This is a genomic window from Streptomyces sp. NRRL WC-3618, assembly GCF_001280005.1.
Classification (GTDB): Bacteria; Actinomycetota; Actinomycetes; order Streptomycetales; family Streptomycetaceae; genus Streptomyces.
The window spans coordinates 1-26,546 of record NZ_LGDW01000393.1; the positions used below are offsets into that span (position 1 = coordinate 1).

Here is a 26,546-nt window from a genome sequence, read left to right on the forward strand (position 1 = left end):
CACGGTCTCTTCGCGGCCCCGACCCGCCCGAGCCATCCGTGCGGCCTGCTCCGCCTTCAGGGCGGGGGCCAGCGCGGCGCCGCTTCCCCGCGGTCCCCGGACCAGCGCCGCAGCCGCCATCCAGCGCCGCAGCGCGTCCTCCCCGGCCCGCAGGTCGGGGCGCCCGAGCATGGCCCAGCCGTCGAGCAGCAGGGCCGCCGCATAGCCGCCCTCGGCGACGGGCTCGGCCCCGGGCGTGCTGACGACGAGCGCGGGCGTCCCGGGCACCGTGTCCAGCACATGTTCGCGCCCGGAGGTCCGCACCGGCACGGCCGGAAAAGCCCGCCCCAGCTCCTCGGCCGTCCGCCGCGCGCCCACGACCTGCGCCCGCAGCCGGAACCCGCCGCACTCCTGGCAGTGCCAGCCGGTCTCCTCGCGCCCGCACCACGCGCACCACGGCGCCCCTGCGTCCCGCGCCTCCATCGGTCCGGCGCAGTGCCGGCACCGAGCCGGTTCCCGGCATCGGGCGCAGGCCAGTCGCGGTACGTATCCGCGCCGGGGTACCTGGACCAGTACCGGCCCGTGCTTCAGCCCGTCCCGCACCGCCTGCCAGGCGAGGCTCGGGAGGCGGGCGGCCCGGGCGGCCTCGTCCCGGGCGAGATCGCCGTCCCCCACGGTCCGTACGAGCGGGGCGGCCGCCCGTACCTGTTCCCGGCCGGCGACCAGCGGCCGGGCCCACCCGCTCTCGACGAGTTGCGCCCCCTCCACCGTGCAGCTCCAACCCCCCAACAGAAACGCGCACTTGTCCTGCGCCGCCCGCAACAGCAGCACTTCGCGCGCATGCGGCTGCGGGGCGTGCGGCTCACTGTGGCTGTCGTCCCCGTCGTCCCAGAGCGCGACGAGCCCCAGGTCCCGGACGGGCGCGAACATGGCGGCCCGGGTCCCGATGACGGCCCGTACGGCACCCCGGCGCACGGCGAGCCACTCCCGGTACCGTTTCTCGGGCCCGGCGTCGGCGGTGAGCACGGCGTGCCGTCCCTCCCCCAGCACGGAGGTCAGGGCGGCGTCGACCCGCGCTACGGCGCGCCCGTCCGGCAGGACGACGAGCGCCCCGCGGCCCGAGGCGAGCGTCGCACCGACGGCCCGCGCCAGTTCCTCACTCCACTCCGGCCCGGGCAAGGCGTTCCACACCGCGCGCGGCGCACTCCCGGAGGCGAGCGCCTCGAGAAACGCGCCCCCTTGCTCGTACCGTCCCCAGGACCCCACCTCCGGCGCCCCGGCCACGGGCAGGGCCGCCGGGGAGGCCGCCTTCTCTGCCCGGGCGTTGCGGGGCGGTACGGCCAGTTGCAGCACATCGGCGAGGCTCCCGGCGTACCGGTCGGCAATGGCTCGGGCCAGCGACAGCAACTCCTCGCTCAGCACCACCTCGGGCGAGACGACCTGTGCCAGCGCGGCCAGCGGCCCGGAGTAGTCGGATTCGGCGAGGCGCTCGACAAGGAACCCGTCGATGAGCCCCCCGCCCTCACGGCGCCCGTCCCGCACCCGATGCCGCCCGGCCCCGAACCTGACCCGCACCCGCACCCCGGGCTGCGCGTCGGCGTCCAGTTCCTCGGGCACCGCATAGTCGAAGTACCGGTCGAGATGCAGCACACCCTTGTCGACCAGTACACGCGCGACGGGCAGCTCCCCGGCCAGTGCGGCCCCTCGCCAGGTCCGCGGCTTGGCCCGTGGCGCCTTGGCCTGGCGCACACTCTCCCGGATCAGCGCAAGCTGCTCGGGCGGCGCCACCCCGTCGGCCCCCCGGGCCCCGCCGTTTCCCTGCCCGTTCTCGCTGCTCACGCCTGCATTCTTACCAAACGCCACTGACATCAACGAGCGGCGCCCGAACTCCGAGGATCAGGCCGGCAGTGGGAGACCCACACGGTAAGAACACGCGCCGTCGCCCCTCGGCCAAGCCGATTCCCGACATGCCGAAGCCCGGCGCACCCACAGGGCGCCGGGCTTCGACCAAGCAAACAGTCCGCTTGCGGTCCTACAGACCCACGGCCGCGCGCAGCGCGTCCACCCGGTCCGTCCGCTCCCACGTGAAGTCGGGCAGCTCGCGGCCGAAGTGACCGTACGCCGCCGTCTGGGCGTAGATCGGGCGGAGCAGGTCGAGGTCACGGATGATCGCGGCCGGACGGAGGTCGAAGACCGTCGCGATCGCGGCCTCGATCTTCTCGGCGTCGACCTTGGCCGTGCCGAAGGTCTCCACGAACAGGCCCACCGGCTCGGCCTTGCCGATCGCGTACGCGACCTGGACCTCGCAGCGCGAGGCGAGGCCCGCGGCGACGACGTTCTTCGCAACCCAGCGCATCGCGTACGCCGCCGAACGGTCGACCTTGGACGGGTCCTTGCCCGAGAAGGCGCCGCCGCCGTGGCGGGCCATGCCGCCGTACGTGTCGATGATGATCTTGCGGCCGGTCAGACCGGCGTCGCCCATCGGGCCGCCGATCTCGAAGCGGCCGGTGGGGTTGACCAGGAGGCGGTAGCCCTCGGTGTCCAGCTTGATGCCGTCTTCGAGGAGTGCCTTCAGCTCGACCTCGACCACGAACTCGCGGATGTCGGGGGCGAGGAGGGAGTCCAGGTCGATGTCGCTCGCGTGCTGCGAGGAGACGACGACCGTGTCCAGGCGGACCGCCTTGTCGCCGTCGTACTCGATGGTGACCTGGGTCTTGCCGTCGGGGCGCAGGTACGGGATCGTCCCGTTCTTGCGGACCTCGGACAGGCGGCTCGAGAGCCGGTGCGCGAGGTGGATCGGAAGCGGCATCAGCGTCGGCGTCTCGTCCGTCGCGTAGCCGAACATCAGGCCCTGGTCGCCGGCGCCCTGCTTGTCGAGTTCGTCCTGATCGCCCTCGACACGCTGCTCGTACGCCGTGTCCACGCCCTGGGCGATGTCCGGGGACTGCGAACCGATCGACACCGACACGCCGCAGGAGGCGCCGTCGAAGCCCTTCTTCGAGGAGTCGTAGCCGATCTCCAGGATCTTGTCGCGCACCAGTTGCGGGATGGGCGCGTAAGCCTTGGTGGTGACCTCGCCGGCCACATGGACCAGGCCGGTGGTGATCAGCGTCTCGACGGCGACTCGGGACGTGGGGTCTTCACGCAGAAGCGCGTCGAGAATCGTGTCGCTGATCTGGTCAGCGATCTTGTCGGGGTGACCTTCGGTCACGGACTCCGAAGTGAAAAGGCGACGGGACACAACGCTCCCTGGGGTTGCAGCGGCTGCTGGCTGATCATTGGTGGACGGGTCGGGAGCTGCGCCCGGCGTCGTCCGAGAACAGTTTATCGGTCTCCCTCGTTCATCGGCCCCTCCGTCTCGCCTCTCGGAAGCACCGTGACCTGCGGCACGGGCATTCTGCCCAATCACGAGGGGTGTACGCCAGGGCCACCACGCCCCGAAAGCACGAGGTGGGAGAGGTGTCAGGTACCTGCCGGTACGGCGGAATCAGTCATTCGAGGCGGTCGGCAACCAGATCCCACACGATCTCGGCCAGTGCCTCCTTGGGCCCGTGCGGCACCGGGGTCTCACTGCCGTCGGCGCCCAGCACGACGGCCTCGTTCTCCTCGGAACCGAAGGTCAGGCGCTCTCCCACCTCGTTGACAATCAGCAGGTCACACCCCTTGCGCCGCAGCTTCGTACGGCCGTTGGCGAGGACGTCGTCCGTCTCGGCGGCGAAACCGACGACCACTTGACCCACTCGGGCACGATCGGCCGAGATCTCCGCGAGAATGTCTGGATTCCGAATCAGGACCACGGGTTCCGGGTCCTCGCCGTCCTTCTTCTTGATCTTTCCGGCCGCGTAGGCCGCCGGGCGGAAGTCCGCGACCGCCGCGGCCATCACCACGGCGTCGGCGTCCGCGGCTGCCTTCAGTACGGCTTCGCGCAGTTGGACCGCTGTCCCCACGGGCACGACTTCGACTCCCGCCGGGGCCGGCAGGCCGGTGTTCGCGGCGATCAGGGTGACCCGGGCGCCCCGAGCGGCGGCCGTACGGGCGAGCGCGTATCCCTGCTTGCCGGAGGAGCGGTTGCCGAGGAAACGGACCGGGTCGAGCGGTTCACGGGTGCCGCCGGCGCTGACGACGACGTGCCGACCGACCAGGTCGGGTGCCGTCACGCCGCGGGCGAGCACCCGACGGCAGACCTCGAAGATCTCGGCCGGGTCGGGCAGGCGCCCCTTGCCCGTGTCGACGCCGGTGAGGCGGCCGACGGCGGGTTCGATGACGAGGGCGCCGCGGCGGCGCAGTGTCGCCACGTTCTCCTGGGTGGCCGGGTGCTCCCACATCTCCGTGTGCATGGCGGGGGCGAAGACGACCGGACACCGGGCGGTGAGGAGGGTGTTGGTGAGCAGGTCGTCGGCGAGGCCGTGGGCCGCTTTGGCGAGCATGTCGGCCGTCGCCGGAGCCACGACCACCAGGTCCGCCTGTTGGCCGATGCGGACGTGCGGGACCTCGTGGACGTCGTCCCAGACCTCCGTGGAGACAGCGTGGCCGGAGAGCGCGGACCAGGTCGCGGCGCCGACGAAGTGCAGGGCCGAGTCGGTGGGGACCACACGGACGTCATGGCCCGACTCCGTCAGTCTCCGCAGCAGCTCGCAGGCCTTGTACGCGGCGATGCCGCCACTGACCCCCAGTACGACCTTCGGCTTGCCCACCGGGCCTCCCCTGACTCGATACGCGACTCGACATCCGACTCGATCTGACTCGATCCGACTCGGTACGCGTCTATGACACACCACAGGCCCGACAGTCGGGCTGTCGGGCCTGTGGATAAAACAACCGAAACTTGAAAATACTACTGCGCGGGGCCCTCAACGGCCTCGGACGTCAGCAGACCCGCGTTGATCTCACGCAGCGCGATCGAGAGCGGCTTCTCGTGGACATGGGTGTCCACGAGCGGACCGACGTACTCAAGGAGGCCCTCGCCGAGCTGCGAGTAGTACGCGTTGATCTGGCGGGCACGCTTGGCCGCGTAGATCACCAGGCTGTACTTCGAGTCGGTGGCTTCGAGGAGCTCGTCGATCGGAGGGTTGATGATGCCCTCGGGCGCGGTGATGGAAGAGGACACGCTCTGCCTTCCGAAAGGTGGGATGGGATCGAGAACGATCACACAACTTCCATCAAGGCTAGCAGCTCGCGCGCCACATCCTCGACGGAGGTGTTGACCAGGGTCTCGTCGAACTCCGGCTCGGCGGCCAGTTCGATCTTGGCTGCCTCCAGCCGGCGCTCGATCACCTCGGGCGGTTCGGTGCCCCGCCCGGTCAGTCTGCGCACCAGCTCCTCCCAGGAGGGAGGAGCCAGGAACACCAGCAGGGCGTCCGACATGGACTCCCGGACCTGCCGGGCGCCCTGGAGATCGATCTCCAGGAGGACCGGCTCACCGGACTCCAGCCGCTCCAGCACAGCCGCACGCGGCGTGCCGTAGCGGTTGCCGGCGAATTCGGCCCACTCGAGGAGCTCGCCGTTGGCGATCAGCTTGTCCATCTCCTCGTCGGTGACGAAGAAGTAGTGGACGCCGTGCTGTTCACCGGGGCGCGGCTTGCGGGTCGTCGCCGACACCGAGAGCCAGACCTCGGGGTGTTCCTTGCGCATATGGACGACGACCGTGCTCTTGCCGACGCCCGAGGGGCCGGAGAGCACGGTCAGCCGTGGACGTACGTCCGGGGGCTCGGGGGTTGTCCCCCGGAATGTTGCAGCCATACGGCGATTATTCCAGGAATCCCGGGATGCCAGGACTCAGGAGCCGGTGCTGCCGAACTCGCGCTCCAGGGAGGCGATCTGGTTGGAGCCAAGACCACGCACCCGGCGACTCTCGGAGATACCGAGTCGCTCCATGATCTGCTTGGCGCGGACCTTGCCCACGCCCGGAAGCGATTCGAGCAGGGCGGAGACCTTCATCTTGCCGATGACGTCGTTCTCCTGGCCCTGCTTGATGACCTCGTGAAGGGAGGCGCCGGAGTGCTTGAGTCGATTCTTGACCTCGGCCCGCTCCCGGCGAGCCGCGGCGGCCTTTTCGAGCGCGGCTGCGCGCTGTTCAGGGGTAAGGGGCGGAAGAGCCACGCCTACGTCACCTCGGATGTCGAACTGTCGGATACGGACCCGGTGAGGAACACAATCGCCCCTCACCTGGTGAGCTACGAACAACACGCTCGCTCGTTGACTCTCGTCGGAGACTAGCGGCCAAGTCCGCCAGAGTCAGCGAGAACAGCGGAAAAGTCCTGGTCAGCCTTTGCCAGGTCGGATATTTCGGTCATATTGCCCTGGATTTGAGAATGTATTCAGTCTCAAGGCGACCTGAAGTCACTCATCGGAGGACTCCGCCGATCTGTGCGAATCCTCAGGTAGCGGCCACAGCGGCCCGGATCTCGTCCGCGAAGCGGTCCGACGCGTCCCGCAGGGCGACGAGATCAGGACCGTGACGCAGAACACCCCGGCTGACATTCGGAACCACGTTGCGCAGCGCCGCCCCGAACACCCCGCGAAGGTCGGCCGGGGTCGCCCCCTGAGCACCGACGCCGGGCGCCAGGAGGGGTCCGTTGATGTCGAGGTCGTAGGACGAGAGATCGCCGAGGGTGGCTCCGACGACGGCGCCGAAGGAACCCAGGGGCCGCTCCCCCGCGTTCTCCGCGGCGAGGTACGCCAGCATGGTCGCGCCGACGTTCAGCCCGTCCTCGCGGACGGCGTGCTGCACCTGGCCGCCCTCGGGGTTGGAGGTCAGCGCCAGCACGAACAGGCCCGCACCGCTCTCCCGCGCGAGGTCGACCGCCGGCTGCAGCGAGCCGTAGCCGAGGTACGGCGAGACGGTGAGCGCGTCCGAGAACAGTGGGGCGCCCTTCTCCAGGAAGGCGGCGGCGTACGCGGCCATGGTGGAGCCGATGTCGCCGCGTTTGGCGTCCATCACGACGAGCGTGCCGGCGTCCCGCGCCTCCTGGACCGTCTTCTCCAGTACGGCGACCCCGCGCGACCCGAACCGCTCGAAGAACGCGCTCTGCGGCTTCATCACCGCGACCCGCCCGGCCAGCGCCTCGACGACGGTACGGCTGAACCGCTCCAGGCCGGCGACATCGTCGTTCAGCCCCCAGTCGAGGAGCAGCGAGGCGTGCGGGTCGATGCCGACGCAGAGCGGGCCGCGCTCGTCCATGGCGCGGCGCAGCCGGGTGCCGAAGGGTTCCAGGACGGTCATACGGGCTTCCTCACGTCGGCGCCGACCGCGTCGGCGAGGGTGGCGTACGGGCTCGTCCGGAGACGGGCGGCGAGCCCCTTGTGGATGCCGCGCCCCCAGAAGGGGCCCGCGTAGACGAAGGCGCTGTATCCCTGTACGAGGGTGGCGCCGGCCAGGATGCGCTGCCAGGCGTCCTCGGCGTTCTCGATGCCGCCGACGCCCACCAGGGTGATCCGGTCGCCCACGCGCGCGTAGAGGCGCCGCAGCACCTCCAGGGAGCGTGCCTTCAGGGGTGCGCCGGAGAGGCCGCCGGTCTCCTTCACCAGGGTGGGTTCGGCGGTCAGACCGAGTCCCTCGCGCGCGATGGTGGTGTTCGTGGCGATGATCCCGTCCAGGCCCAGTTCGACGGCGAGGTCGGCGACGGCGTCCACGTCCTCGTCGGCGAGGTCGGGGGCGATCTTCACCAGCAGCGGGACGCGGCGGGAGGTCACCGTACGGTCGGCGGCCTCGCGGACGGCGGTCAGCAGCGGGCGCAGCGCCTCGGTGGCCTGGAGGTTGCGCAGGCCGGGTGTGTTCGGCGAGCTGACGTTGACGACGAGGTAGTCGGCGTACGCGGCGAGCCGCTCGGTCGACTTCACGTAGTCGGCGACGGCCTCGTCCTCGGGGACGACCTTGGTCTTGCCGATGTTGACACCGACGACGGTCGGGAAGACCGCCTCACGGCTCGCCAGACGGGCCGCCACGGCCAGCGAACCCTCGTTGTTGAATCCCATGCGGTTGATGAGCGCCCGGTCCGGCACAAGGCGGAACAGCCGCTTCTTGGGGTTGCCGGGCTGCGGCTCCCCCGTGACCGTACCGATCTCTACGTGGTCGAAGCCGAGCATCGACATCCCGTCGATCGCGATCGCGTTCTTGTCGAAGCCGGCCGCGAGCCCGAAGGGCCCGTGCATCCGCAGCCCGAAGGCCTCGGTGCGCAGATCCTCGTACCTGGGGGCGAGCGCGGCGGCGACGAACGTCCGCAGCACGGGGACGCGGGCGGCCAGACGGATCCAGCGGAAGGCCAGGTGGTGGGCCACTTCGGGATCCATCCGGGTGAAGACCAGACGGAAGAAAAGCTTGTACATGGTGGTGTCCTCGCAACGGCCTCATGAAGAGGCTCCATGAGGCTTCATGAAGAGGGGGACACCGTTTCCGGTGTCCCCCTCGGGCTGCTAGTCGCGCGCCGCGATCAGATGTTCGGCGTGTTCCTGGAGTGAGCGCACGCCCACGTCACCGCGGTTGAGGGCGTCGATGCCCTGGACCGCCGCGGCGAGCGCCTGGACGGTCGTCAGACACGGCACGGACCGCGCCACGGCCGCCGTACGGATCTCGTAGCCGTCGAGGCGGCCCCCGGTGCCGTACGGGGTGTTGACGATGAGGTCGACCTCGCCGTCGTGGATGAGCTGGACGATGGTCTTCTCGCCGTTCGGGCCCGTGCCCTCGGACTGCTTGCGGACGATCTTCGCGTTGAGGCCGTTGCGCTTGAGGACCTCGGCCGTGCCGGAGGTGGCGAGCAGCTCGAAGCCGTGGGCGACGAGTTCGCGGGCCGGGAAGATCATCGAGCGCTTGTCCCGGTTGGCCACCGAGATGAAGGCGCGTCCCTTCGTCGGCAGCGGGCCGTACGCCCCGGCCTGCGACTTGGCGTACGCCGTGCCGAAGACGGAGTCGATGCCCATGACCTCGCCGGTGGACCGCATCTCCGGGCCGAGCACGGTGTCGACGCCACGCCCGGAGGTGTCGCGGAAACGGTTCCAGGGCATGACGGCCTCCTTGACGGAGATCGGCGCGTCCAGCGGCAGTTCGCCGCCGTCACCGTTCGCCGGCAGCAGTCCCTCGGCCCGCAGTTCGGCGACGGTCGCGCCGAGCGAGATCCGGGCGGCGGCCTTCGCCAACGGCACCGCGGTCGCCTTCGACGTGAAGGGGACCGTACGGGACGCGCGCGGGTTGGCCTCCAGGACGTAGAGGATGTCGCCGGCCATCGCGAACTGGATGTTGATCAGACCCCGGACGCCGACCCCGCGCGCGATGGCCTCGGTCGAGGCCCGCAGCCGCTTGATGTCGAAGCCGCCCAGCGTGATCGGGGGCAGCGCGCACGCCGAGTCGCCGGAGTGGATACCGGCCTCCTCGATGTGCTCCATGACGCCGCCGAGGTAGAGCTCCTCGCCGTCGTACAGGGCGTCGACGTCGATCTCGATCGCGTCGTCGAGGAAGCGGTCGACCAGGACCGGCCGGGAGGGGCTGATCTCGGTCGACTCGGCGATGTAGGACGACAGCCGGGTCTCGTCGTACACGATCTCCATGCCGCGCCCGCCGAGGACGTACGACGGCCGTACGAGGACCGGGTAGCCGATCTCGTCGGCGATGGCCTTGGCCTCGGCGAAGGTGGTCGCCGTGCCGTGCTTGGGGGCCGGGAGGCCGGCCTCCGCGAGGACGCGGCCGAAGGCGCCCCGGTCCTCGGCGGCGTGGATGGCCTCGGGCGGGGTGCCCACGACCGGTACGCCGTTGTCCTTGAGGGCCTGCGCGAGGCCCAGCGGGGTCTGGCCGCCGAGCTGCACGATCACGCCCGCGATCGGGCCCGCCAGGGACTCCGCGTGGACGATCTCCAGCACGTCCTCGAGGGTCAGCGGCTCGAAGTACAGGCGGTCGGAGGTGTCGTAGTCCGTGGAGACGGTCTCGGGGTTGCAGTTGACCATCACGGTCTCGTAGCCGGCGTCGCTCAGCGCGAAGGAGGCGTGGACACAGGAATAGTCGAACTCGATGCCCTGGCCGATGCGGTTGGGGCCGGAGCCGAGGATGATGACGGCCGGCTTCTCGCGCGGCGCGACCTCGCTCTCCTCGTCGTAGGAGGAGTAGAAGTACGGCGTCTTCGCCGCGAACTCGGCGGCGCAGGTGTCGACCGTCTTGTACACCGGGCGCACGCCCAGCGCGTGCCGCACCTCGCGCACGACGTCCTCGCGCAGGCCCCGGATCTCGGCGATCTGCTGGTCGGAGAAGCCGTGCCGCTTGGCCTCGGCCAGGAGTTCGGGGTTCAGCCGCTCCGCCGCGGCCAGCTCGTCGGCGATCTCCTTGATCAGGAACAGCTGGTCGACGAACCACGGGTCGATCTTCGTGGCCTCGAAGACCTCCTCGGGGGTGGCGCCCGCGCGGATGGCCTGCATGACGGTGTTGATGCGCCCGTCGGTCGGCCGGACGGCCTCGGTCAGCAGTTCCGCCTTGTCACCGGGCTCGCCGACGAACGTGAACTGGCTGCCCTTCTTCTCCAGCGAGCGCAGCGCCTTCTGGAGCGCCTCGGTGAAGTTGCGTCCGATGGCCATGGCCTCGCCGACCGACTTCATGGTCGTCGTGAGGGTGGAGTCGGCGGACGGGAACTTCTCGAAGGCGAACCGCGGGGCCTTGACGACGACGTAGTCGAGCGTCGGCTCGAAGGAGGCCGGGGTCTTCTCGGTGATGTCGTTGGGGATCTCGTCGAGGGTGTAGCCGACGGCCAGCTTCGCGGCGATCTTGGCGATCGGGAAGCCGGTCGCCTTCGACGCGAGGGCCGAGGAACGCGACACGCGCGGGTTCATCTCGATGACGATGATGCGGCCGTCGTCCGGGTTGATCGCGAACTGGATGTTGCAGCCGCCGGTGTCGACCCCGACCTCGCGGATGATCGCGATGCCGATGTCACGCAGGCGCTGGTACTCGCGGTCGGTCAGGGTCATCGAGGGCGCGACGGTGATCGAGTCGCCGGTGTGCACGCCCATGGGGTCGAAGTTCTCGATGGAGCAGACGACCACCACGTTGTCGTTCTTGTCGCGCATCAGCTCCAGCTCGTACTCCTTCCAGCCGAGGATGGACTCCTCCAGGAGCACCTCGGTGGTCGGGGACAGCGTCAGGCCCTGGCCGGCGATGCGGCGCAGCTCCTCCTCGTCGTGTGCGAATCCGGAGCCGGCGCCGCCCATGGTGAAGGAGGGCCGGACGACGACGGGGTAGCCGCCGAGCGTGTCGACGCCGGCGATCACGTCGTCCATGGAGTGGCAGATGACCGAACGCGCGGACTCGCCGTGCCCGATCTTCGCGCGGACGGCCTCGACGACGCCCTTGAAGAGGTCGCGGTCCTCGCCCTTGTTGATCGCCTCGACGTTGGCGCCGATCAGCTCGACGCCGTACTTCTCCAGCACCCCCTGCTCGTGCATGGAGATCGCGGTGTTCAGGGCCGTCTGGCCGCCCAGGGTGGGCAGGAGCGCGTCGGGCCGCTCCTTGGCGATGATCTTCTCGACGAACTCGGGGGTGATCGGCTCGACGTAGGTGGCGTCGGCGATCTCCGGGTCGGTCATGATCGTCGCCGGGTTGGAGTTGACCAGGATGACGCGCAGGCCCTCGGCGCGCAGGATGCGGCACGCCTGGGTGCCGGAGTAGTCGAACTCGGCGGCCTGGCCGATGACGATCGGGCCGGAGCCGATGACCAGGACGGACTGGATATCGGTGCGCTTAGGCACGCTGGCCCTCCATCAAAGACGTGAAGCGGTCGAACAGGTAGGCGGCGTCGTGCGGGCCCGCGGCCGCTTCGGGGTGGTACTGGACGCTGAACGCGGGCCGGTCGAGCAGTTGGAGCCCTTCCACGACCTGGTCGTTCAGACAGACGTGCGAGACCTCGGCGCGTCCGAACGGCGTCTCGGAGACCCGGTCGAGCGGCGCGTCCACGGCGAAGCCGTGGTTGTGGGCGGTGACCTCGACCTTGCCGGTCGTACGGTCCTGCACGGGCTGGTTGATGCCCCGGTGGCCGTACTTCAGCTTGTACGTGCCGAAGCCGAGCGCCCGTCCGAGGATCTGGTTGCCGAAGCAGATCCCGAACAGCGGCGTACCGCGCTCCAGGACCGCCCGCATGACGGAGACAGGGTGGTCGGCGGTGGCCGGGTCGCCCGGACCGTTGGAGAAGAACACACCGTCGGGGTTCACGGCGTACACGTCCTCCACGGTCGCCGTGGCGGGCAGCACGTGCACCTCGATGCCGCGTTCGGCCATCCGGTGCGGAGTCATGCCCTTGATGCCGAGGTCGACGGCGGCGACGGTGAACTTCTTCTCACCGATCGCCGGGACGACGTACGTTTCCTTGGTGGCGACCTCGGCCGACAGGTCGGCGCCCTGCATCTCCGGGGCCTGACGCACCTCGGCGAGCATGGTGCCGTCGTCGGGCAGCGCGTTGCCGGAGAAGATGCCGACGCGCATGGCGCCGCGCTCCCGCAGGTGACGCGTCAACGCGCGCGTGTCGATGCCGGAGATGCCGACCACGCCCTGGTTGCGCAGTTCCTCGTCGAGGGACCGCCGGGAGCGCCAGTTGGAGGGCACGCGCGCGGGGTCCCGTACGACGTAGCCCGCGACCCAGATGCGCTGCGACTCGGGGTCCTCGTCGTTGACGCCGGTGTTACCGACGTGCGGGGCGGTCATGACGACCACCTGGCGGTGGTACGACGGGTCGGTGAGGGTCTCCTGGTAGCCGGTCATGCCGGTGGAGAAGACGGCCTCTCCGAAGGTCACCCCCACGGCCCCGTAGGCACGGCCGCGGAAGATCCGGCCGTCCTCCAGGACGAGTACGGCGGGAACCTTCGCGGCTCCCCGGGTGGAGGTCGTCATCGTGCGCCTTCCGTTTCCGTCTTGTTGATCATCTGGTTCAGGGTCCGGACCCACTCGCCGTGCTCGGCCGCGCGGTCGGAGCGGAACCCGGAGTCGAGCAGCTTGCCGCCGTGCTCCCAGGTGACGACCAGCAGGCCGCCCTCGGTGAGGACCTTGCCCGCGATGCCCTTGTCGAGCCGGGCCTCGCGCAGGGCGTCCAGGGGGACGAAGAAGTCGGCCGCGCCGGGGCGTACGACGTCCAGTCCCGCGTCCGTCAGTGTCAGCTCGACCCGGCTGCGGGTGCCGAGGCCGTGCGCCACGATGCGGTCCAGCCACTGCCCGGCGGTGGTGGAGCCGTGGTAGCGGCCGCTCATCGACAGCACAGTCAGTCTCGCCTCGCCCGGCTCATCCGGCGCGACAGGCAGCTCGGGCAGGTCGCCCTGGAGCGTGCCGCGCCACTTCCAGCCCTCGCGCATCAGCCAGTAGATGAGCGCGACGAAGAGGGCGAGCCCGACGAGCCAGCCCACCCGGGCGGCCCAGTCGGTCACCTCCGCCGACTTCTGTTCGGCGGCCATGTACGTCAGATGCGGCAGTGATGTCACGCGAGCTTCCCGTCGACGAGCGTGGCCTTGCCCCGGAGCCACGTGTGCGTGACACGGCCCGGCAGCTCACGGCCCTCGTAGGGGGTGTTGCGGCTGCGGGAGGCGAAGCCCGCGGGGTCCACGGACCCACGGTATGCCGTGTCGACGAGCGCGAGGTTGGCGGGCTCACCTGCCGAGACGGGGCGGCCGTGGCCCGTCGCCCGCCCGATGCGCGCGGGGGCGAAGGACATGCGGTCGGCGACGGTCGCCCAGTCCAGCAGTCCGGTGTCCACCATCGTCTCCTGGACCACTGACAACGCGGTCTCCAGGCCGACCATGCCCATGGCGGCGGCGGCCCACTCGCAGTCCTTGTCCTCGTGCGGGTGCGGGGCGTGGTCGGTGGCGACGATGTCGATCGTGCCGTCGGCGAGCGCCTCGCGCAGGGCCAGCACGTCGCGCTCGGTGCGCAGCGGCGGGTTGACCTTGTAGACCGGGTTGTACGTCCGGACCAGCTCGTCGGTGAGGAGGAGGTGGTGCGGGGTCACCTCGGCGGTGACGTCGATGCCCCGGGACTTGGCCCAGCGGACGATCTCGACGGATCCGGCGGTCGACAGGTGGCAGATGTGGACGCGGGAGCCGACGTGCTCCGCGAGCAGCACATCGCGCGCGATGACCGACTCCTCGGCGACGGCGGGCCACCCTCCGAGCCCCAGTTCGGCCGAGACGACGCCCTCGTTCATCTGGGCGCCCTCGGTCAGCCGCGGCTCCTGCGCGTGCTGGGCGACGACCCCGCCGAAGGCCTTCACGTACTCCAGGGCGCGTCGCATGATCACGGCGTCGTCGACGCACTTGCCGTCGTCGGAGAAGACGGTGACACCGGCGGCCGACTCGTGCATGGCGCCCAGCTCGGCCAGCTTCTTGCCCTCCAGGCCGACGGTGACGGCGCCGATGGGCTGGACGTCGCAGTAGCCGTGCTCCTGCCCGAGCCGGTAGACCTGCTCGACCACACCGGCGGTGTCGGCGACCGGGAAGGTGTTGGCCATGGCGAACACGGCCGTGTAACCGCCGCTCGCGGCGGCCCGGGTCCCGGTCAGCACGGTCTCGGAGTCCTCGCGCCCCGGCTCACGCAGATGCGTGTGCAGATCGACGAGCCCCGGCAGCAGCACCTTCCCCTCGGCCTCGACGACCTCGGCGCCTTCGGCGGACAGCCCGGCGCCGACGGCGGCGATGGTCCCGCCGTCGATCAGGACGTCCTGCGGTTCGCCGCCGAGCACCCGCGCACCACGAATAAGGATCTTGCTCATATGACTTACTTCTCCTCGGTACGGGTGTGGGCGACGGCGGGCTCGTTGCCGCCGAGCAGCAGGTAGAGCACGGCCATCCGGATGGAGACACCGTTGGTGACCTGTTCGATCGCCGTGCAGCGCTCCGAGTCGGCGACCTCGGCGGTGATCTCCATACCCCGGACCATCGGCCCGGGGTGCATCACGATGGCGTGCTCCGGCATCCGCGCCATGCGGTCGCCGTCGAGGCCGTAGCGCCGCGAGTACTCGCGCTCGGTCGGGAAGAACGCGGCGTTCATACGCTCCCGCTGCACGCGCAGCAGCATCACCGCGTCGGACTTCGGAAGGGTGCTGTCCAGGTCGTACGAGACCTCGCAGGGCCAGCGCTCGACGCCGACCGGCACCAGGGTCGGCGGCGCGACGAGGGTGACCTCGGCGCCGAGGGTGTGCAGCAGGTCGACGTTGGAGCGGGCGACGCGGCTGTGCAGGATGTCGCCGACCAGGGTGATGCGCTTGCCGGCGAGGTCCTGACCGATGCCCGCGTCCCGGCCGACCAGGCGGCGGCGCATGGTGAACGCGTCGAGCAGGGCCTGCGTGGGGTGCTGGTGGGTGCCGTCACCGGCGTTGATGACGGCCGCGTCGATCCAGCCGGAGGTGGCGAGCCGGTACGGGGCCCCCGAGGCGCCGTGCCGGATGACGACGGCGTCGACGCCCATGGCTTCGAGGGTCTGGGCAGTGTCCTTCAGGGACTCGCCCTTGGAGACGCTCGACCCCTTGGCGGTGAAGTTGATGACGTCCGCGGACAGGCGCTTCTCGGCGGCCTCGAAGGAGATCCGGGTCCGGGTCGAGTCCTCGAAGAAGAGGTTGACGACGGTACGGCCGCGCAGGGTCGGCAGTTTCTTGATCGGCCGGTCGGCGACCCGGGCCATCTCCTCGGCGGTGTCGAGGATCAGGACGGCGTCGTCGCGGGTGAGGTCGGCGGCCGAGATGAGATGACGCTGCATCTTTCAGGCTCCGTAAGGAAGTTCAGGAGATTCCGGGCAGGCAGGGGCATCGCGAGGAGACGCGCGGCGCGGGGCCCCACGCGCGCGTGCTACTGCTGGGCGGTCTGCTTCACACCGAGCAGCACGGTGTCCCGACCGTCCTCCTCGGCGAGCTGGACCTTGACCGTCTCCCGCAGCGACGTGGGGAGGTTCTTGCCGACGTAGTCGGCGCGGATGGGCAGTTCGCGGTGCCCCCGGTCGACGAGGACGGCGAGCTGCACCGCGCGCGGGCGCCCGAGATCGTTCAGGGCGTCGAGGGCGGCGCGGATGGTGCGGCCGGAGAAGAGCACGTCGTCGACGAGGACGACCAGTCTGCCGTCGAGGCCGTCGCCGGGGATGTCGGTGCGGGCCAGCGCGCGCGGCGGGTGCATGCGCAGGTCGTCGCGGTACATGGTGATGTCGAGCGAGCCGACCGGGATCTTTCGGTCGGTGATCTCCGCCAGCTTGGCGGCGAGCCGCTGGGCGAGGAAGACGCCCCGGGTCGGAATGCCGAGGAGCACCACGTCGTCGGCGCCCTTGGCGCGTTCGACGATCTCGTGGGAGATGCGGGTCAGCACACGCGCGATGTCGGGGGCTTCCAGAACGGGCCGCGCGTCGGCCTCGTACTGCTGCTTGTCCTGCTCTGAGTCCATACGAAACGGACCTCCTTCTCCGCCTCACAGGACGGATCATTAAAGGACGTCGGAATTGCGCCATCCACGGTACCAGCCCGCGCAACGCACCTGATCACCCCATGGGCGCCGGACGTCACCCGACTGCCGTAACCGCACGTCGCCCGGCACGGAAGGGACGGGCGGGACCATTCGGCTTGACGGGGAAGAGTAACGCTGCGTAACCTCACAGTGAGTCACCAGCCGCGCGGCTCGTCCGCACGTCGACACTGTGTCCGGGAGCTATATGTCCAGCGAATACGCCAAACAGCTCGGGGCCAAGCTCCGGGCGATCCGCACCCAGCAGGGCCTTTCCCTCCACGGTGTCGAGGAAAAGTCCCAGGGACGCTGGAAGGCGGTCGTGGTCGGTTCGTACGAGCGCGGCGACCGTGCCGTGACCGTGCAGCGACTCGCCGAGCTGGCCGATTTCTACGGGGTTCCCGTGCAGGAGCTGCTGCCGGGCACCACGCCGGGCGGGGCCGCCGAGCCGCCGCCGAAGCTCGTCCTCGACCTTGAGCGGCTGGCCCACGTGCCGGCCGAGAAGGCGGGCCCCCTGCAGCGCTACGCGGCGACGATCCAGTCCCAGCGCGGCGACTACAACGGCAAGGTGCTGTCGATCCGCCAGGACGACCTGCGCACGCTCGCCGTCATCTACGACCAGTCGCCCTCGGTCCTGACCGAACAGCTGATCAGCTGGGGCGTCCTGGACGCGGACGCGCGCCGCGCCGTCTCCCACGAGGAGAACTGAGGCAGGGCGGCTTTCAGCCGTCCGAGCAGAAACGTGCCGCCGGGGTGGCCGGAACCTTACGGTTTCCGGCCACCCCGGCGGCGTTTTGCGGGCCTCAAGAGTCCCTCGGGTCCGCCGGATACCGCCGGACCACCCTCAGGCGCCCCTCAGGGCACACGAATGCCGGTGGGCCCCAGCACTGTCGCTGGGGCCCACCGGCATTCGTACGACCAGAATCCGCTTGCGGCCCTGGCTCAGGCCTCTTCGCGGCGCAGCGAGGGCTTCAGGTCCTTGAACCGGCCGAGGAGGCCGTTCACGAACGAGGGGGACTCGTCCGTGGAGAACTCCTTCGCCAGCTGCACCATCTCGTCGAGGACGACGGCGTCCGGGGTCTCGTCGACCCAGATCAGCTCGTAGGCACCGAGGCGCAGGATGTTGCGGTCCACGACCGGCATCCTGTCGAGCGTCCAGCCGACCGAGTACTGGGCGATCAGCTCGTCGATGTGCCGCGCGTGCTGCGCGTAGCCCTCGACCAGCTGCATCGTGTACTCGCTGACCGGGGGCTGGCGGGTGTCGGCCCGGGAGAGCCGGATCCAGTCCCCGAGGACCGTCTGGACATCGGCCCCGCGCTGGTCGCCCTCGAAGAGGATCTGGAAGGCACGCTTGCGGGCCGTGTTGCGGGCAGCCACGGTTAGCTGTTCACCCGGCCGAGGTAGTCGCTCGTACGGGTGTCGACCTTGATCTTCTCACCGGTGGTGATGAAGAGCGGGACCTGGATCTGGTGGCCCGTCTCCAGCGTGGCCGGCTTGGTGCCGCCCGTGGAGCGGTCGCCCTGGACGCCCGGCTCGGTCTCCTGGACCACGAGCTCGACGGCGGCCGGCAGCTCCACGAAGAGCACCTCGCCCTCGTGCTGCGCGACCGTGGCGGTGAAGCCCTCGATCAGGAAGTTGGCGGCGTCGGCGACGGCCTTGCGGTCCACCATGAGCTGGTCGTACGTCTCCATGTCCATGAAGACGAAGTACTCGCCGTCCATGTAGGAGAACTGCATGTCGCGCTTGTCGACAGTGGCCGTCTCGACCTTGACACCGGCGTTGAACGTCTTGTCGACGACCTTGCCGGAGAGCACGTTCTTGAGCTTGGTGCGCACGAAGGCAGGGCCCTTGCCGGGCTTGACGTGCTGGAACTCGACGACGGACCAGAGCTGGCCCCCGTCGAGCTTGAGCACCAGGCCGTTCTTGAGGTCGTTCGTGGAAGCCACGGTTGCGGAATCTCCTGGACTGACGTGGACGACCCCGGCGCAGACGCGACAGCTCGAAGCTAGAGCGCTAGCAGTTCCTTGGTCGTGATGGTAAGTAGCTCGGGTCCGCCGTCCGCCTCAGGGCGTACGACGAGCGTGTCATCGATCCGGACACCGCCCCGGCCCGGGAGGTGGACCCCCGGTTCGACGGTGACCGGCACGCAAGCGTCCAGTTTACCCATGGCCGCGGGGCCCAACTGCGGCTCCTCCTCGTTTTCGAGCCCCACACCGTGTCCGGTGAGCTCAAAACGGCGGTCCGCGTAGCCCGCGGAGTCCAGTACCTGACGTGCCGCACGGTCCACGTCCCGGTAGGCGGCGCCGGGTACCAGGGCCTCCCGTCCAGCGCGCTGGGCTGCGAAGACGAGGTCGTAGAGCTCGATCTGCCAGTCGGCCGGCGAGGTTCCGATCACGAACGTGCGGCCGATTTCACAGCGGTATCCGCGGTAGACGGCGCCGAGACAAACAGAGAGGAAGTCTCCCTCCTCCACCCGCCGATCCGTGGGCCGGTGCCCCCGGCGGCCGGAATGGGGCCCGGTTGCGACGGCGGTCGCGAAGGCGGGGCCGTCGGCACCGTGATCAACGAGCCGCCGTTCCAGTTCGAGGGCGAGATGTCTCTCCGTACGCCCGACGAGGATGGACTCCAGCAGCTCCCCGAGCGCCTGGTCGGCGATCTCGGCGGCGATCCGCAGACAGGCGATCTCCTCCTCGTCCTTGACCACGCGAAGCTGCTCGACGGCGCCGCCGAGGTCGGCGAGACGCAGCCGGGGCGCCACCGAGCCGATGGCACGATGCCGGGCCACGGTCAGATGGTGCTCCTCGACGGCCAGGGACTCGGCGCCCTGCGCGGTGGCGAGATCCGCGGCGGCGACAGCCGGATCACCCCCGGGCGCGGACAGCGCGTGGACACGCAGCGCCTCGTCCGGCCGGCTGCCCTCAGGCAACCGGTCGTCGGGCCCCGCGCACACGAGCAGGTCCTCACGCTTTCCCAGCAGCAGTACGGCTCCCCGCGGGGCCGCGCCCGCGAGGTACCGCACATTGGCGGCCCGGGAGACCAGAGCTCCCGCACTGCCGCCCGCGTGACACCGCTCCCGAAGCCGCGCTCTGCGCGCCGCGTACACCTCTGCCATGCCCCGAGCGTAAGAGCGCGGCCGGCTTGCCGCCGGTCGGAGAGGGCCGAGTGGGCGGTGCGGGGCCCGTCCAGCCCAGGTCGTGTTTCCCACCCGCCCGTGCGCCGCATCTCACAAGCCCAGGCCCCGCCGTCTCAGCCCGTCCGGCGTTTGAGGACGAGGCCCCTTCAGGGCCGACAGCGGGGTCTGGGGCGGCAGCCCCAGGGATGGGACGGGTAAGGGCGGCGGGGGCGACCACTCGTTCAGCCCACCCCCCTCGCACGACCGCCACTCACTGCCCGCCGGGCACGCGCCCCGAGCCGGGCGTACCCTGCCCCGGTCCCGGGCCGCACGGCCCGGCTACCACTTGGGCGGGCTGGCCAGCAACCGTGCGAGGACGTCGTCCAGGACCCGGGCCGTCGCCGGGACGTCGAGCTGGGAGTTGTCGATGATCGGGAGGCCGGAGCCGTACCAGCCCGCCATCCGGCCATGGATGCGGGCGACTTCCTCGTCCGTGAGGCGCCGGTTGCCGGAGCGCTCGGCGTTGCGCTCCAGCACGATCTCCAGTCCGGGCAGCAGCACGACCGGCAGCAGCCCGGGTCCCACATGCCGCTTCCAGCCGCCGAGACCGACGACCGGACGGTCGGGAAACACCGCGTCGTCGAGGACGCACGAGATGCCGTTGGCCAGAAAGTTGCGCGCGGCGAAGCCGCAGGTACGGCGGGCGAGACGGTACTGCGCCTCGGAATGATCGTTCCACCCCGACTGTGGGTCCGCGAAGCCGGAGCGGACCCATTCGCGTACGTCGTCGAGGCTGATGTGTGCGGTGGGCACCCGGCGATGGTCCGCCCAGTACTTCGCGACGCTGGTCTTCCCGGCGCCCGCAGGGCCGATCAGCAGGACGGCGAGGGGCGCGGAGGCCGGGTCGACGGGGCCCGTGGCGGGCGGCGGACCCGGCGTCGGGACGAAGTCGCCCTGGGGCAGCCTCACATGGCCGGTGGTGTCCTTCGCGGGCGGCACCGGCGCGTGCTGCGGGACGGGCGCGTGCTGCGGTACGGGCGGATGCTGCGGCGCCTGCGGACCCGGCCCGGAGGGTGCTCCGCCGGTGTAGAGCGGGGCCGGCGGCGGGCTCGGGGGTGCGGAACCCGGGTGCGCGCCCGGGTGTTGCTGCCCGGCGTGCGGGGCGCCCGACGACCAGTCGGCGCCCGGTCCTTGCCCCGGCCGGTGGGGCGGCGGCAGCGGAGACCCCACTGCGTGCTGCATCCGGTGCCACTCCATCTCGTACAGGCGATTGGCGCTGGTCGGCGGGGCACGAACCCCGCCGCTACCGAACGGTACCGTCCCGGGCCGCCGTTTGGTGAACGGCCCGGGACGGCCCGAAGTGCCCATCGCCACAGGCGAATCGGGCCAAGCGCCCGAGTGGGGAGCTACTCCCCCACTTCGCCGTACGCGGCGAGGAGGACGGCCGGGTCCGGCCCCTCCAGGACCGTCGGCTTGGCCAGTCCGTCCAGAACGATGAACCGCAGCAGGTTGCCCCGCGACTTCTTGTCGAGCTTCATCGTCTCCAGCAGCTTGGGCCACTGGTCGTAGCGGTAGTGCAGCGGCAGACCGACGGATTCCAGCACCGTGCGGTGCCGGTCGGCCGTCGCGTCGTCCAACCGGCCCGCGAGGCGGCCCAGTTCGGCCGCGAAGTGCATGCCGACGGAGACGGCGGCGCCGTGCCGCCACTGGTAGCGCTCGTTCTTCTCGATGGCGTGGGCCAGCGTGTGCCCGTAGTTGAGGATCTCGCGCAGGCCCGACTCCTTCAGGTCCGAGGAGACGACCTCCGCCTTCACCTTGATCGACCGCTCGATCAGCTCGGCGGTGTGCGGGCCGGCCGGGGTGCGGGCGGCCTGCGGGTCGGCCTCGATCAGCTCCAGGATCACCGGGTCGGCGATGAAACCGGCCTTGATGATCTCCGCGAGCCCGGAGACGTAGTCGTTGACCGGCAGCGAGTCCAGCGCCGCCAGGTCGCAGAGCACACCGGCGGGCGGGTGGAAGGAGCCGACGAGGTTCTTGCCCTCGGCGGTGTTGATGCCCGTCTTGCCGCCGACCGCCGCGTCCACCATCGCCAGCACCGTCGTCGGAATGGCGACCCAGCGCACCCCGCGCAGCCACGTCGCGGCGACGAAACCGGCCAGGTCGGTGGTCGCCCCGCCGCCGACCCCGACGATGACGTCGGTGCGGGTGAAACCGGACTGGCCGAGCGCCTTCCAGCAATAGGCGGCCACCTCGGCGGTCTTGGCCTCCTCGGCGTTCGGCACCTGGATGGCGACCGGCTCGAAGCCCTGGCCGGCCAGGTCGGCGCGCAGCGCCTCACCGGTCTCGGCGAGCGCCTCGGGGTGGATCACCGCGACCCGCTTCGCCTTCGGCCCGATCAGCCCGCCCAGCTCCTCCAGGAGCCGGCGTCCGATCAGAACCTCGTACGGGTCGCTGCCCGCCGTGCCGCCGACCTGGATCCGCGTCACTGTCTCGCTGCTCATGCTGACTTCAACTCCAGTGCGTCCAGGACGGCTTGGGTGACCTCGTCGGGCGTACGGCCATCGGTGGGTACGACGGCCAGGGCGACCTCCGTGTACAGATGGCGGCGGGCCTCCATCAGTTCCCGCCACTGCCGGCGCGGATTGACCGCCAGCAGCGGACGGGCGGCGTTCAGACCGGTGCGCTGGACCGCTTCCTCGACGTCCATCGAGAGATAGACGACCCGGTGGCCGGCCAGCAGCTCGCGGGTGTCCTCGTCGAGGATCGACCCGCCGCCGAGGGCGAGGACACCGTCGTGCTCGGCCAGCGCCCGCTGGACCGCCTGCTTCTCGAGGGCCCGGAAGACCGGCTCGCCCTCGTCGACGAAGATCTCGGCGATCGTGCGGCCCTGCTCGGCGACGATGTCGTCGTCGGTGTCCCGGTACGAGCAGTCGAGGCGTTCGGCCAGCAGCCGTCCGACGGTGGACTTGCCGACGCCCATCGGCCCGACGAGCACAATCTGCACCGCGCTCACCGAACGATCAGGTGTTCGAGGTAGGACTCCACATTGCGGCGCGTCTCGGGCACGCTGTCGCCGCCGAACTTCTCCACGACCGCGTCGGCCAGGACGAGGGCCACCATCGCCTCGGCGACGATGCCGGCCGCCGGGACCGCGCACACGTCGGAGCGCTGGTGGTGGGCCTGCGTGGCCTCGCCGGTGACCACGTCGACGGTCTGCAGGGCGCGCGGCACGGTCGCGATCGGCTTCATCGCCGCCCGTACGCGCAGCAGCTCACCCGTGGACAGGCCGCCCTCGGTGCCACCGGAACGCCCGGTGGCACGGCGGATGCCGTCGTCCGTGGGCACGATCTCGTCGTGCGCCTTCGAGCCCGGCACGCGCGCGAGGTCGAAGCCGTCGCCGACCTCGACACCCTTGATCGCCTGGATGCCCATCAGCGCGCCGGCCAGCCGGGCGTCCAGGCGCCGGTCCCAGTGCACGTGCGAGCCCAGGCCCACCGGCACCCCGTACGCCAGCACCTCGACCACACCGCCGAGGGTGTCGCCGTCCTTGTGGGCCTGGTCGATCTCCGCGACCATCGCCTTCGACGCGTCGGCGTCCAGGCAGCGCACCGGGTCCGCGTCCAGCTTCTCGACGTCGGAGGGCTTCGGGTACACACCGTAGGGAGCCTTCGCCGCCGCCAGTTCGACGACGTGCGACACGATCTCGATCCCGGCGGCGGCCTTCAGGAACGAACGGGCCACCGCGCCCAGCGCCACCCGCGCCGCCGTCTCCCGCGCGGACGCGCGCTCCAGGATCGGGCGGGCCTCCTCGAAGCCGTACTTCTGCATTCCCGCGAGGTCGGCGTGACCGGGACGGGGGCGGGTCAGGGGGGCGTTACGGGCCAGCCCGGCCAGGATCTCCGGATCCACGGGGTCGGCGGCCATCACCTGCTCCCACTTCGGCCACTCCGTGTTGCCGACCATCACCGCGACCGGCGAACCCATCGACAGACCGTGCCGCACACCGCCGAGGAAGGTGATCTCGTCCTGCTCGAACTTCATCCGGGCACCGCGCCCATAGCCGAGCCGGCGCCTCGCCAGATGGTCCGCCACCAGCTCCGTGGTGACCGGCACCCCGGCGGGGAGACCCTCCAACGTCGCGACGAGTGCGGGACCGTGGGACTCCCCTGCGGTCAGCCAGCGCAACCTGCTCAACGGTGCTCCTCATACTCGCGCCCGGTTACTGCCCTGCGTACGCGTCTCCTCGCGTACGGCGACGGCGTGCCCGGGTGCGCGGCCCTGGCCCGCCACCTTCCGATCCTCCCACGTCCGGGCCGGATACCTGATCGGCGGTCCAATAACCGGACGTCAGCGGTCGGCCAGGGCCTTCTCGCCCGCCCTGCGCATGGCGCCCAACGGGCCCGGGCCCCGCCCGGTCATCTGCTCCACCTGAAGCACCGCCTGGTGCACGAGCAGGTCGAGTCCGCTGACGACCGCCCCGCCGTACGCCGACCAGCGGGCCGCCAGATCGGTCGGCCAGGGGTGGTAGAGCACGTCGAAGAGAGTCGCGGGCCGTTCCGGGACGGCGCCGGACAGCGCGTCCGTGGCTCCGGCCGGGGTGGTGGCGATCACCAGCGGAGCGTGCAGCGCGCCGGCCGCGTCGGCCCAGTCGGCCGTACGGACCTCGATGTCGAGGCGTTCGCCCCACTGCCGCATCTCGGCGCCCCGGGCCTCGCTGCGGACGTACACGACGACCTCGCCGGTGCAGACCCGGGCCAGCGCGGCGAGCGCGGAGGAGGCGGTGGCGCCGGCGCCGAGGATCGCGGCGGAGTCGACCTGTTCGATGCCGTGCTCGCGCAGGGCGCCCACGATCCCGGGGATGTCGGTGTTGTCACCGACACGCCGTCCGTCCGCGTCGAACACGACGGTGTTGACGGCCTCGACCGACGCGGCCGTCTCACTGATCTCGTCGAGCAGCGGGATGACCGCCCTCTTCAGGGGCATCGTGAGCGAGAGCCCCGCCCACTCGGGCCCGAGACCTCGCAGGAATTCCGGCAGCCCCGACTCGTCGACCTCGTAACGGCCGTACGTCCAGCCTGTGAGCCCCAGTGCGTCGTAGGCGGCGCGATGCAGCACCGGGGAGAGGGAGTGGGCGATCGGGGAACCGAGCACTGCGGCCCGGCGGGCGTCAGCTGCGCTTACTCGCATTGAACTTGTCCTTGAGCCTCTGGAATTCCTCGTGCGTCTTGGCGAATTCGGTCTTGCTCACGCCGTCGGTCGCCACGAAGTAGTACCAGCCGTCGTCGGTCGGATTCAGCGTCGCCTTCATCGCCACATCACCCGGATTTCCGATCGGACCGGGCGGCAGACCCTTTTTGGTGTACGTGTTGTACGGGTCCTTGTTCTTGTTGATCTCCGACTCGCTGATGTCGATGTTGCTCTGGTTCTTCACATAGTTGAAGGTCGAGTCGAACTGCAGGAAGCCGTAGGTCTGAGGGTTCCCGAGATCTAGGCGGTTGTAGACCACCTCCGCCATTTTGCGGTAGTCGTCACTGGTCTTGCCCTCGGCCTGGACGAGGCTCGCTACCGTGAGAACCTCAAGCGGGCTGTCGAGGTCGAGTTTCTTGGCCTTCGCTTCGAGATCGAGGGTCTCGTACTTGGCGGTGGCCGTCGTGACCATTTCCTTCAGGACGGCCGCAGGTTTCATTCCCTTGGCGGCAGGATAGGTCGTCGGGTAGAGGAAACCTTCGAGCGGGTCCTTGATTTCCTCGTTGTCGTTCGCCCAGTCCGGCAGACCGAAACTCTTGTAATCCTTCTTGGCGACCTTCGCAGTGGTGCCCTTGGAAAGTCCGAGTTTCTCGTCGATGGCCGCGTAGACCTGAACATTGCGCTGCCCGGGAGCGACGATCATATTGTTCTGGCTCTTGGGATTGAGCATCAGCGCGACGGCGCTCTTCCCGGACATCTCCTTGTTCAGGACATAGACGCCGGCCTGGATCTTCTTCCCGTCGGGGTTCTCCGCCTGAGCGGCCACGAAGGCATCGACACTCTTGACGACACCTTTCTTCTCCAACGCCCGGGCGATGACGTAGCCGGTCGCCCCCTTGGGGATCTCGACTGTCACCGTCGCGCTGGTGCCGTCGCCCGTGTAGTCGGGAGCCGGGCCGAAACGATTTTGGTAGAACTGGTACCCGAAATATCCGACTCCGGCGATGCCGCCGCCGAACACCAGAACGATGATCAGGCAGGCGGTTCCGTTTCGGCCCTTCTTGGTCTTGCCGCTCTTACCGCTCTTCCCGCCGTCCCGGCCCTTCCGCTCACCGCGACCCCGACGCCCTTCCGCCTCGCCGTCGGGCTCGTCGTCGCCCTCGTCACCGCCGGCGAAGAAGGCGTGCTCGCCCTGGTCAGGACCGGGGTCCCAGTCGGTCTGCGGTTCCGGCTCGGACTCGGGCTGCGACTGCGACTGCGGCTCGGGACGTCGCCTGGCCGGCGGCTCCGGCGGCGGATACGCGTCGGGCGTGCCGTAGTAGTCGGCCTGCTCACCGCCGTACGCGGCGGTCTGCTGGGCGTACGGGTCCGTGGGGTCGGCGGGGTACGGGACCTGCGCCTGCTGGCCGCCATCCCAGCCGCCGTTCGCGTACTGCTGCTGGCCCTGATCGGCGTACTGCTGAGGGGACTGCTCGCCGTACTGCTGCGAGTACTGCTGATGCTGGGGCTGCTGCTGGTACTGCTGGGGCGGGTACTGCTGCTGCGCCTGGCCGTAGGCGGCCTGCTGGCCGTCGGCGCTCCAGTCGCCGTACTGCTGCTGGGGCTGCTGCGACTGCTGCGGGTAGTGCTGCGGCTGGCCGCCGTAGGAGGACTGGTCGGCCTGGGCCTGCTGTCCGTCCCATCCGCCGTCCCCGTACAACGGGTCCTCCGGATGCCACGGTTCGGAGCCCGGGCCCCGGCCATACTCAGTCATCAATCCCCTAGAGCCGCGAGGCGGCCGATCACGCGGCCCCCACATCGCCGCTACCGTTCCGCCTCTTACTGTGCGGCCACTGTT

The 26,546-nt window shown here is 70.2% G+C and carries 24 protein-coding genes; 1 reads left to right on the plus strand and 23 read right to left on the minus strand.

Translation table 11 applies throughout. From position 1 onward, the window contains the following. The 14 genes from ADL01_RS27215 to pyrR form a co-directional block, all read right to left on the minus strand. Positions 1-1,818, minus strand: a 1,818-nt coding sequence (locus ADL01_RS27215) for a primosomal protein N' (RefSeq protein WP_199834941.1), incomplete at its 3' end; no start/stop codon positions are given. Between the two features lie 193 nt (positions 1,819-2,011). Further along, on the minus strand, positions 2,012-3,220 hold the full coding sequence (gene metK / locus ADL01_RS27220; RefSeq protein ID WP_053744653.1) for a methionine adenosyltransferase: 1,209 nt from the start codon (positions 3,218-3,220) through the stop codon (positions 2,012-2,014). 250 nt (positions 3,221-3,470) lie between these two features. Next, on the minus strand, positions 3,471-4,673 hold the full coding sequence (coaBC, locus tag ADL01_RS27225; protein WP_053744654.1) for a bifunctional phosphopantothenoylcysteine decarboxylase/phosphopantothenate--cysteine ligase CoaBC: 1,203 nt from the start codon (positions 4,671-4,673) through the stop codon (positions 3,471-3,473). Positions 4,674-4,813: 140 nt separating this feature from the next. Beyond that, entirely contained in the window at positions 4,814-5,086 is a 273-nt protein-coding gene (rpoZ, locus tag ADL01_RS27230) for a DNA-directed RNA polymerase subunit omega (RefSeq protein ID WP_003982715.1), read from the minus strand. Between the two features lie 38 nt (positions 5,087-5,124). Then, the gene (gene gmk, locus ADL01_RS27235; protein WP_053744655.1) at positions 5,125-5,718 is read right to left on the minus strand and encodes a guanylate kinase; all 594 of its coding nucleotides are present in this window, start codon (positions 5,716-5,718) and stop codon (positions 5,125-5,127) included. 36 nt (positions 5,719-5,754) lie between these two features. Next, the gene (locus ADL01_RS27240) at positions 5,755-6,078 is read right to left on the minus strand and encodes an integration host factor (RefSeq protein ID WP_003977346.1); all 324 of its coding nucleotides are present in this window, start codon (positions 6,076-6,078) and stop codon (positions 5,755-5,757) included. A gap of 277 nt (positions 6,079-6,355) precedes the next feature. Beyond that, positions 6,356-7,201 carry an orotidine-5'-phosphate decarboxylase gene (pyrF, locus tag ADL01_RS27245; protein WP_053744656.1) on the minus strand — a complete coding sequence of 282 codons (846 nt, stop codon included), beginning with the start codon at positions 7,199-7,201 and terminating at the stop codon, positions 6,356-6,358. Further along, positions 7,198-8,304 carry a quinone-dependent dihydroorotate dehydrogenase gene (locus ADL01_RS27250; protein WP_053744657.1) on the minus strand — a complete coding sequence of 369 codons (1,107 nt, stop codon included), beginning with the start codon at positions 8,302-8,304 and terminating at the stop codon, positions 7,198-7,200. Before ADL01_RS27250 ends, pyrF begins: the two co-directional genes overlap by 4 nt. Before the next feature lie 87 nt (positions 8,305-8,391). Beyond that, complete coding sequence (gene carB / locus ADL01_RS27255) at positions 8,392-11,700, minus strand: carbamoyl-phosphate synthase large subunit (RefSeq protein ID WP_053744658.1); 3,309 nt, start codon at positions 11,698-11,700, stop codon at positions 8,392-8,394. Then, positions 11,693-12,835 (minus strand): glutamine-hydrolyzing carbamoyl-phosphate synthase small subunit, encoded by a 1,143-nt coding sequence (carA, locus tag ADL01_RS27260; protein ID WP_053744659.1) that lies wholly within the window; start codon positions 12,833-12,835, stop codon positions 11,693-11,695. The genes carB and carA overlap by 8 nt, the downstream gene beginning before the upstream one ends. Beyond that, on the minus strand, positions 12,832-13,389 hold the full coding sequence (locus ADL01_RS27265) for a hypothetical protein (RefSeq protein ID WP_053744697.1): 558 nt from the start codon (positions 13,387-13,389) through the stop codon (positions 12,832-12,834). The genes carA and ADL01_RS27265 overlap by 4 nt, the downstream gene beginning before the upstream one ends. A 23-nt stretch (positions 13,390-13,412) precedes the next feature. Then, positions 13,413-14,699 (minus strand): dihydroorotase, encoded by a 1,287-nt coding sequence (locus ADL01_RS27270; protein ID WP_053744660.1) that lies wholly within the window; start codon positions 14,697-14,699, stop codon positions 13,413-13,415. 5 nt (positions 14,700-14,704) lie between these two features. Then, positions 14,705-15,682 (minus strand): aspartate carbamoyltransferase catalytic subunit, encoded by a 978-nt coding sequence (locus ADL01_RS27275; RefSeq protein WP_053744661.1) that lies wholly within the window; start codon positions 15,680-15,682, stop codon positions 14,705-14,707. Between the two features lie 89 nt (positions 15,683-15,771). Further along, entirely contained in the window at positions 15,772-16,353 is a 582-nt protein-coding gene (gene pyrR, locus ADL01_RS27280; protein ID WP_053744662.1) for a bifunctional pyr operon transcriptional regulator/uracil phosphoribosyltransferase PyrR, read from the minus strand. A 265-nt stretch (positions 16,354-16,618) separates the two neighbouring features. Here pyrR and bldD point away from each other — a divergent pair, with 265 nt between their 5' ends. Beyond that, positions 16,619-17,119, plus strand: a complete 501-nt coding sequence (gene bldD, locus ADL01_RS27285) for a transcriptional regulator BldD (protein WP_019059743.1) — start codon at positions 16,619-16,621, stop codon at positions 17,117-17,119. 233 nt (positions 17,120-17,352) lie between these two features. On the opposite strand, the gene nusB is transcribed toward bldD, so the two are convergent. The 9 genes from nusB to mltG form a co-directional block, all read right to left on the minus strand. Beyond that, entirely contained in the window at positions 17,353-17,787 is a 435-nt protein-coding gene (gene nusB, locus ADL01_RS27290) for a transcription antitermination factor NusB (RefSeq protein WP_053744663.1), read from the minus strand. 2 nt (positions 17,788-17,789) lie between these two features. Then, a complete protein-coding gene (gene efp / locus ADL01_RS27295; protein WP_053744664.1) occupies positions 17,790-18,356 on the minus strand; it encodes an elongation factor P in 567 nt (188 codons plus the stop codon). A 59-nt stretch (positions 18,357-18,415) separates the two neighbouring features. After that, the gene (locus ADL01_RS27300) at positions 18,416-19,522 is read right to left on the minus strand and encodes a M24 family metallopeptidase (RefSeq protein WP_053744665.1); all 1,107 of its coding nucleotides are present in this window, start codon (positions 19,520-19,522) and stop codon (positions 18,416-18,418) included. A 339-nt stretch (positions 19,523-19,861) separates the two neighbouring features. Next, entirely contained in the window at positions 19,862-20,764 is a 903-nt protein-coding gene (locus tag ADL01_RS27305) for a Pro-rich N-terminal domain-containing protein (protein WP_078960781.1), read from the minus strand. 164 nt (positions 20,765-20,928) lie between these two features. Next, positions 20,929-22,023, minus strand: coding sequence for a 3-dehydroquinate synthase (aroB, locus tag ADL01_RS27310; protein WP_053744667.1), 1,095 nt, complete (start codon positions 22,021-22,023; stop codon positions 20,929-20,931). Continuing rightward, positions 22,020-22,502, minus strand: coding sequence for a shikimate kinase (locus ADL01_RS27315; protein WP_053744698.1), 483 nt, complete (start codon positions 22,500-22,502; stop codon positions 22,020-22,022). Before ADL01_RS27315 ends, aroB begins: the two co-directional genes overlap by 4 nt. Positions 22,503-22,531: 29 nt before the next feature. Then, the gene (gene aroC, locus ADL01_RS27320; RefSeq protein ID WP_053744668.1) at positions 22,532-23,716 is read right to left on the minus strand and encodes a chorismate synthase; all 1,185 of its coding nucleotides are present in this window, start codon (positions 23,714-23,716) and stop codon (positions 22,532-22,534) included. 153 nt (positions 23,717-23,869) lie between these two features. Beyond that, positions 23,870-24,709, minus strand: a complete 840-nt coding sequence (locus tag ADL01_RS27325) for a shikimate dehydrogenase (RefSeq protein WP_053744669.1) — start codon at positions 24,707-24,709, stop codon at positions 23,870-23,872. Beyond that, positions 24,690-26,462, minus strand: coding sequence for an endolytic transglycosylase MltG (gene mltG / locus ADL01_RS27330; RefSeq protein WP_053744670.1), 1,773 nt, complete (start codon positions 26,460-26,462; stop codon positions 24,690-24,692). Before mltG ends, ADL01_RS27325 begins: the two co-directional genes overlap by 20 nt. Positions 26,463-26,546 lie beyond the last annotated feature (84 nt).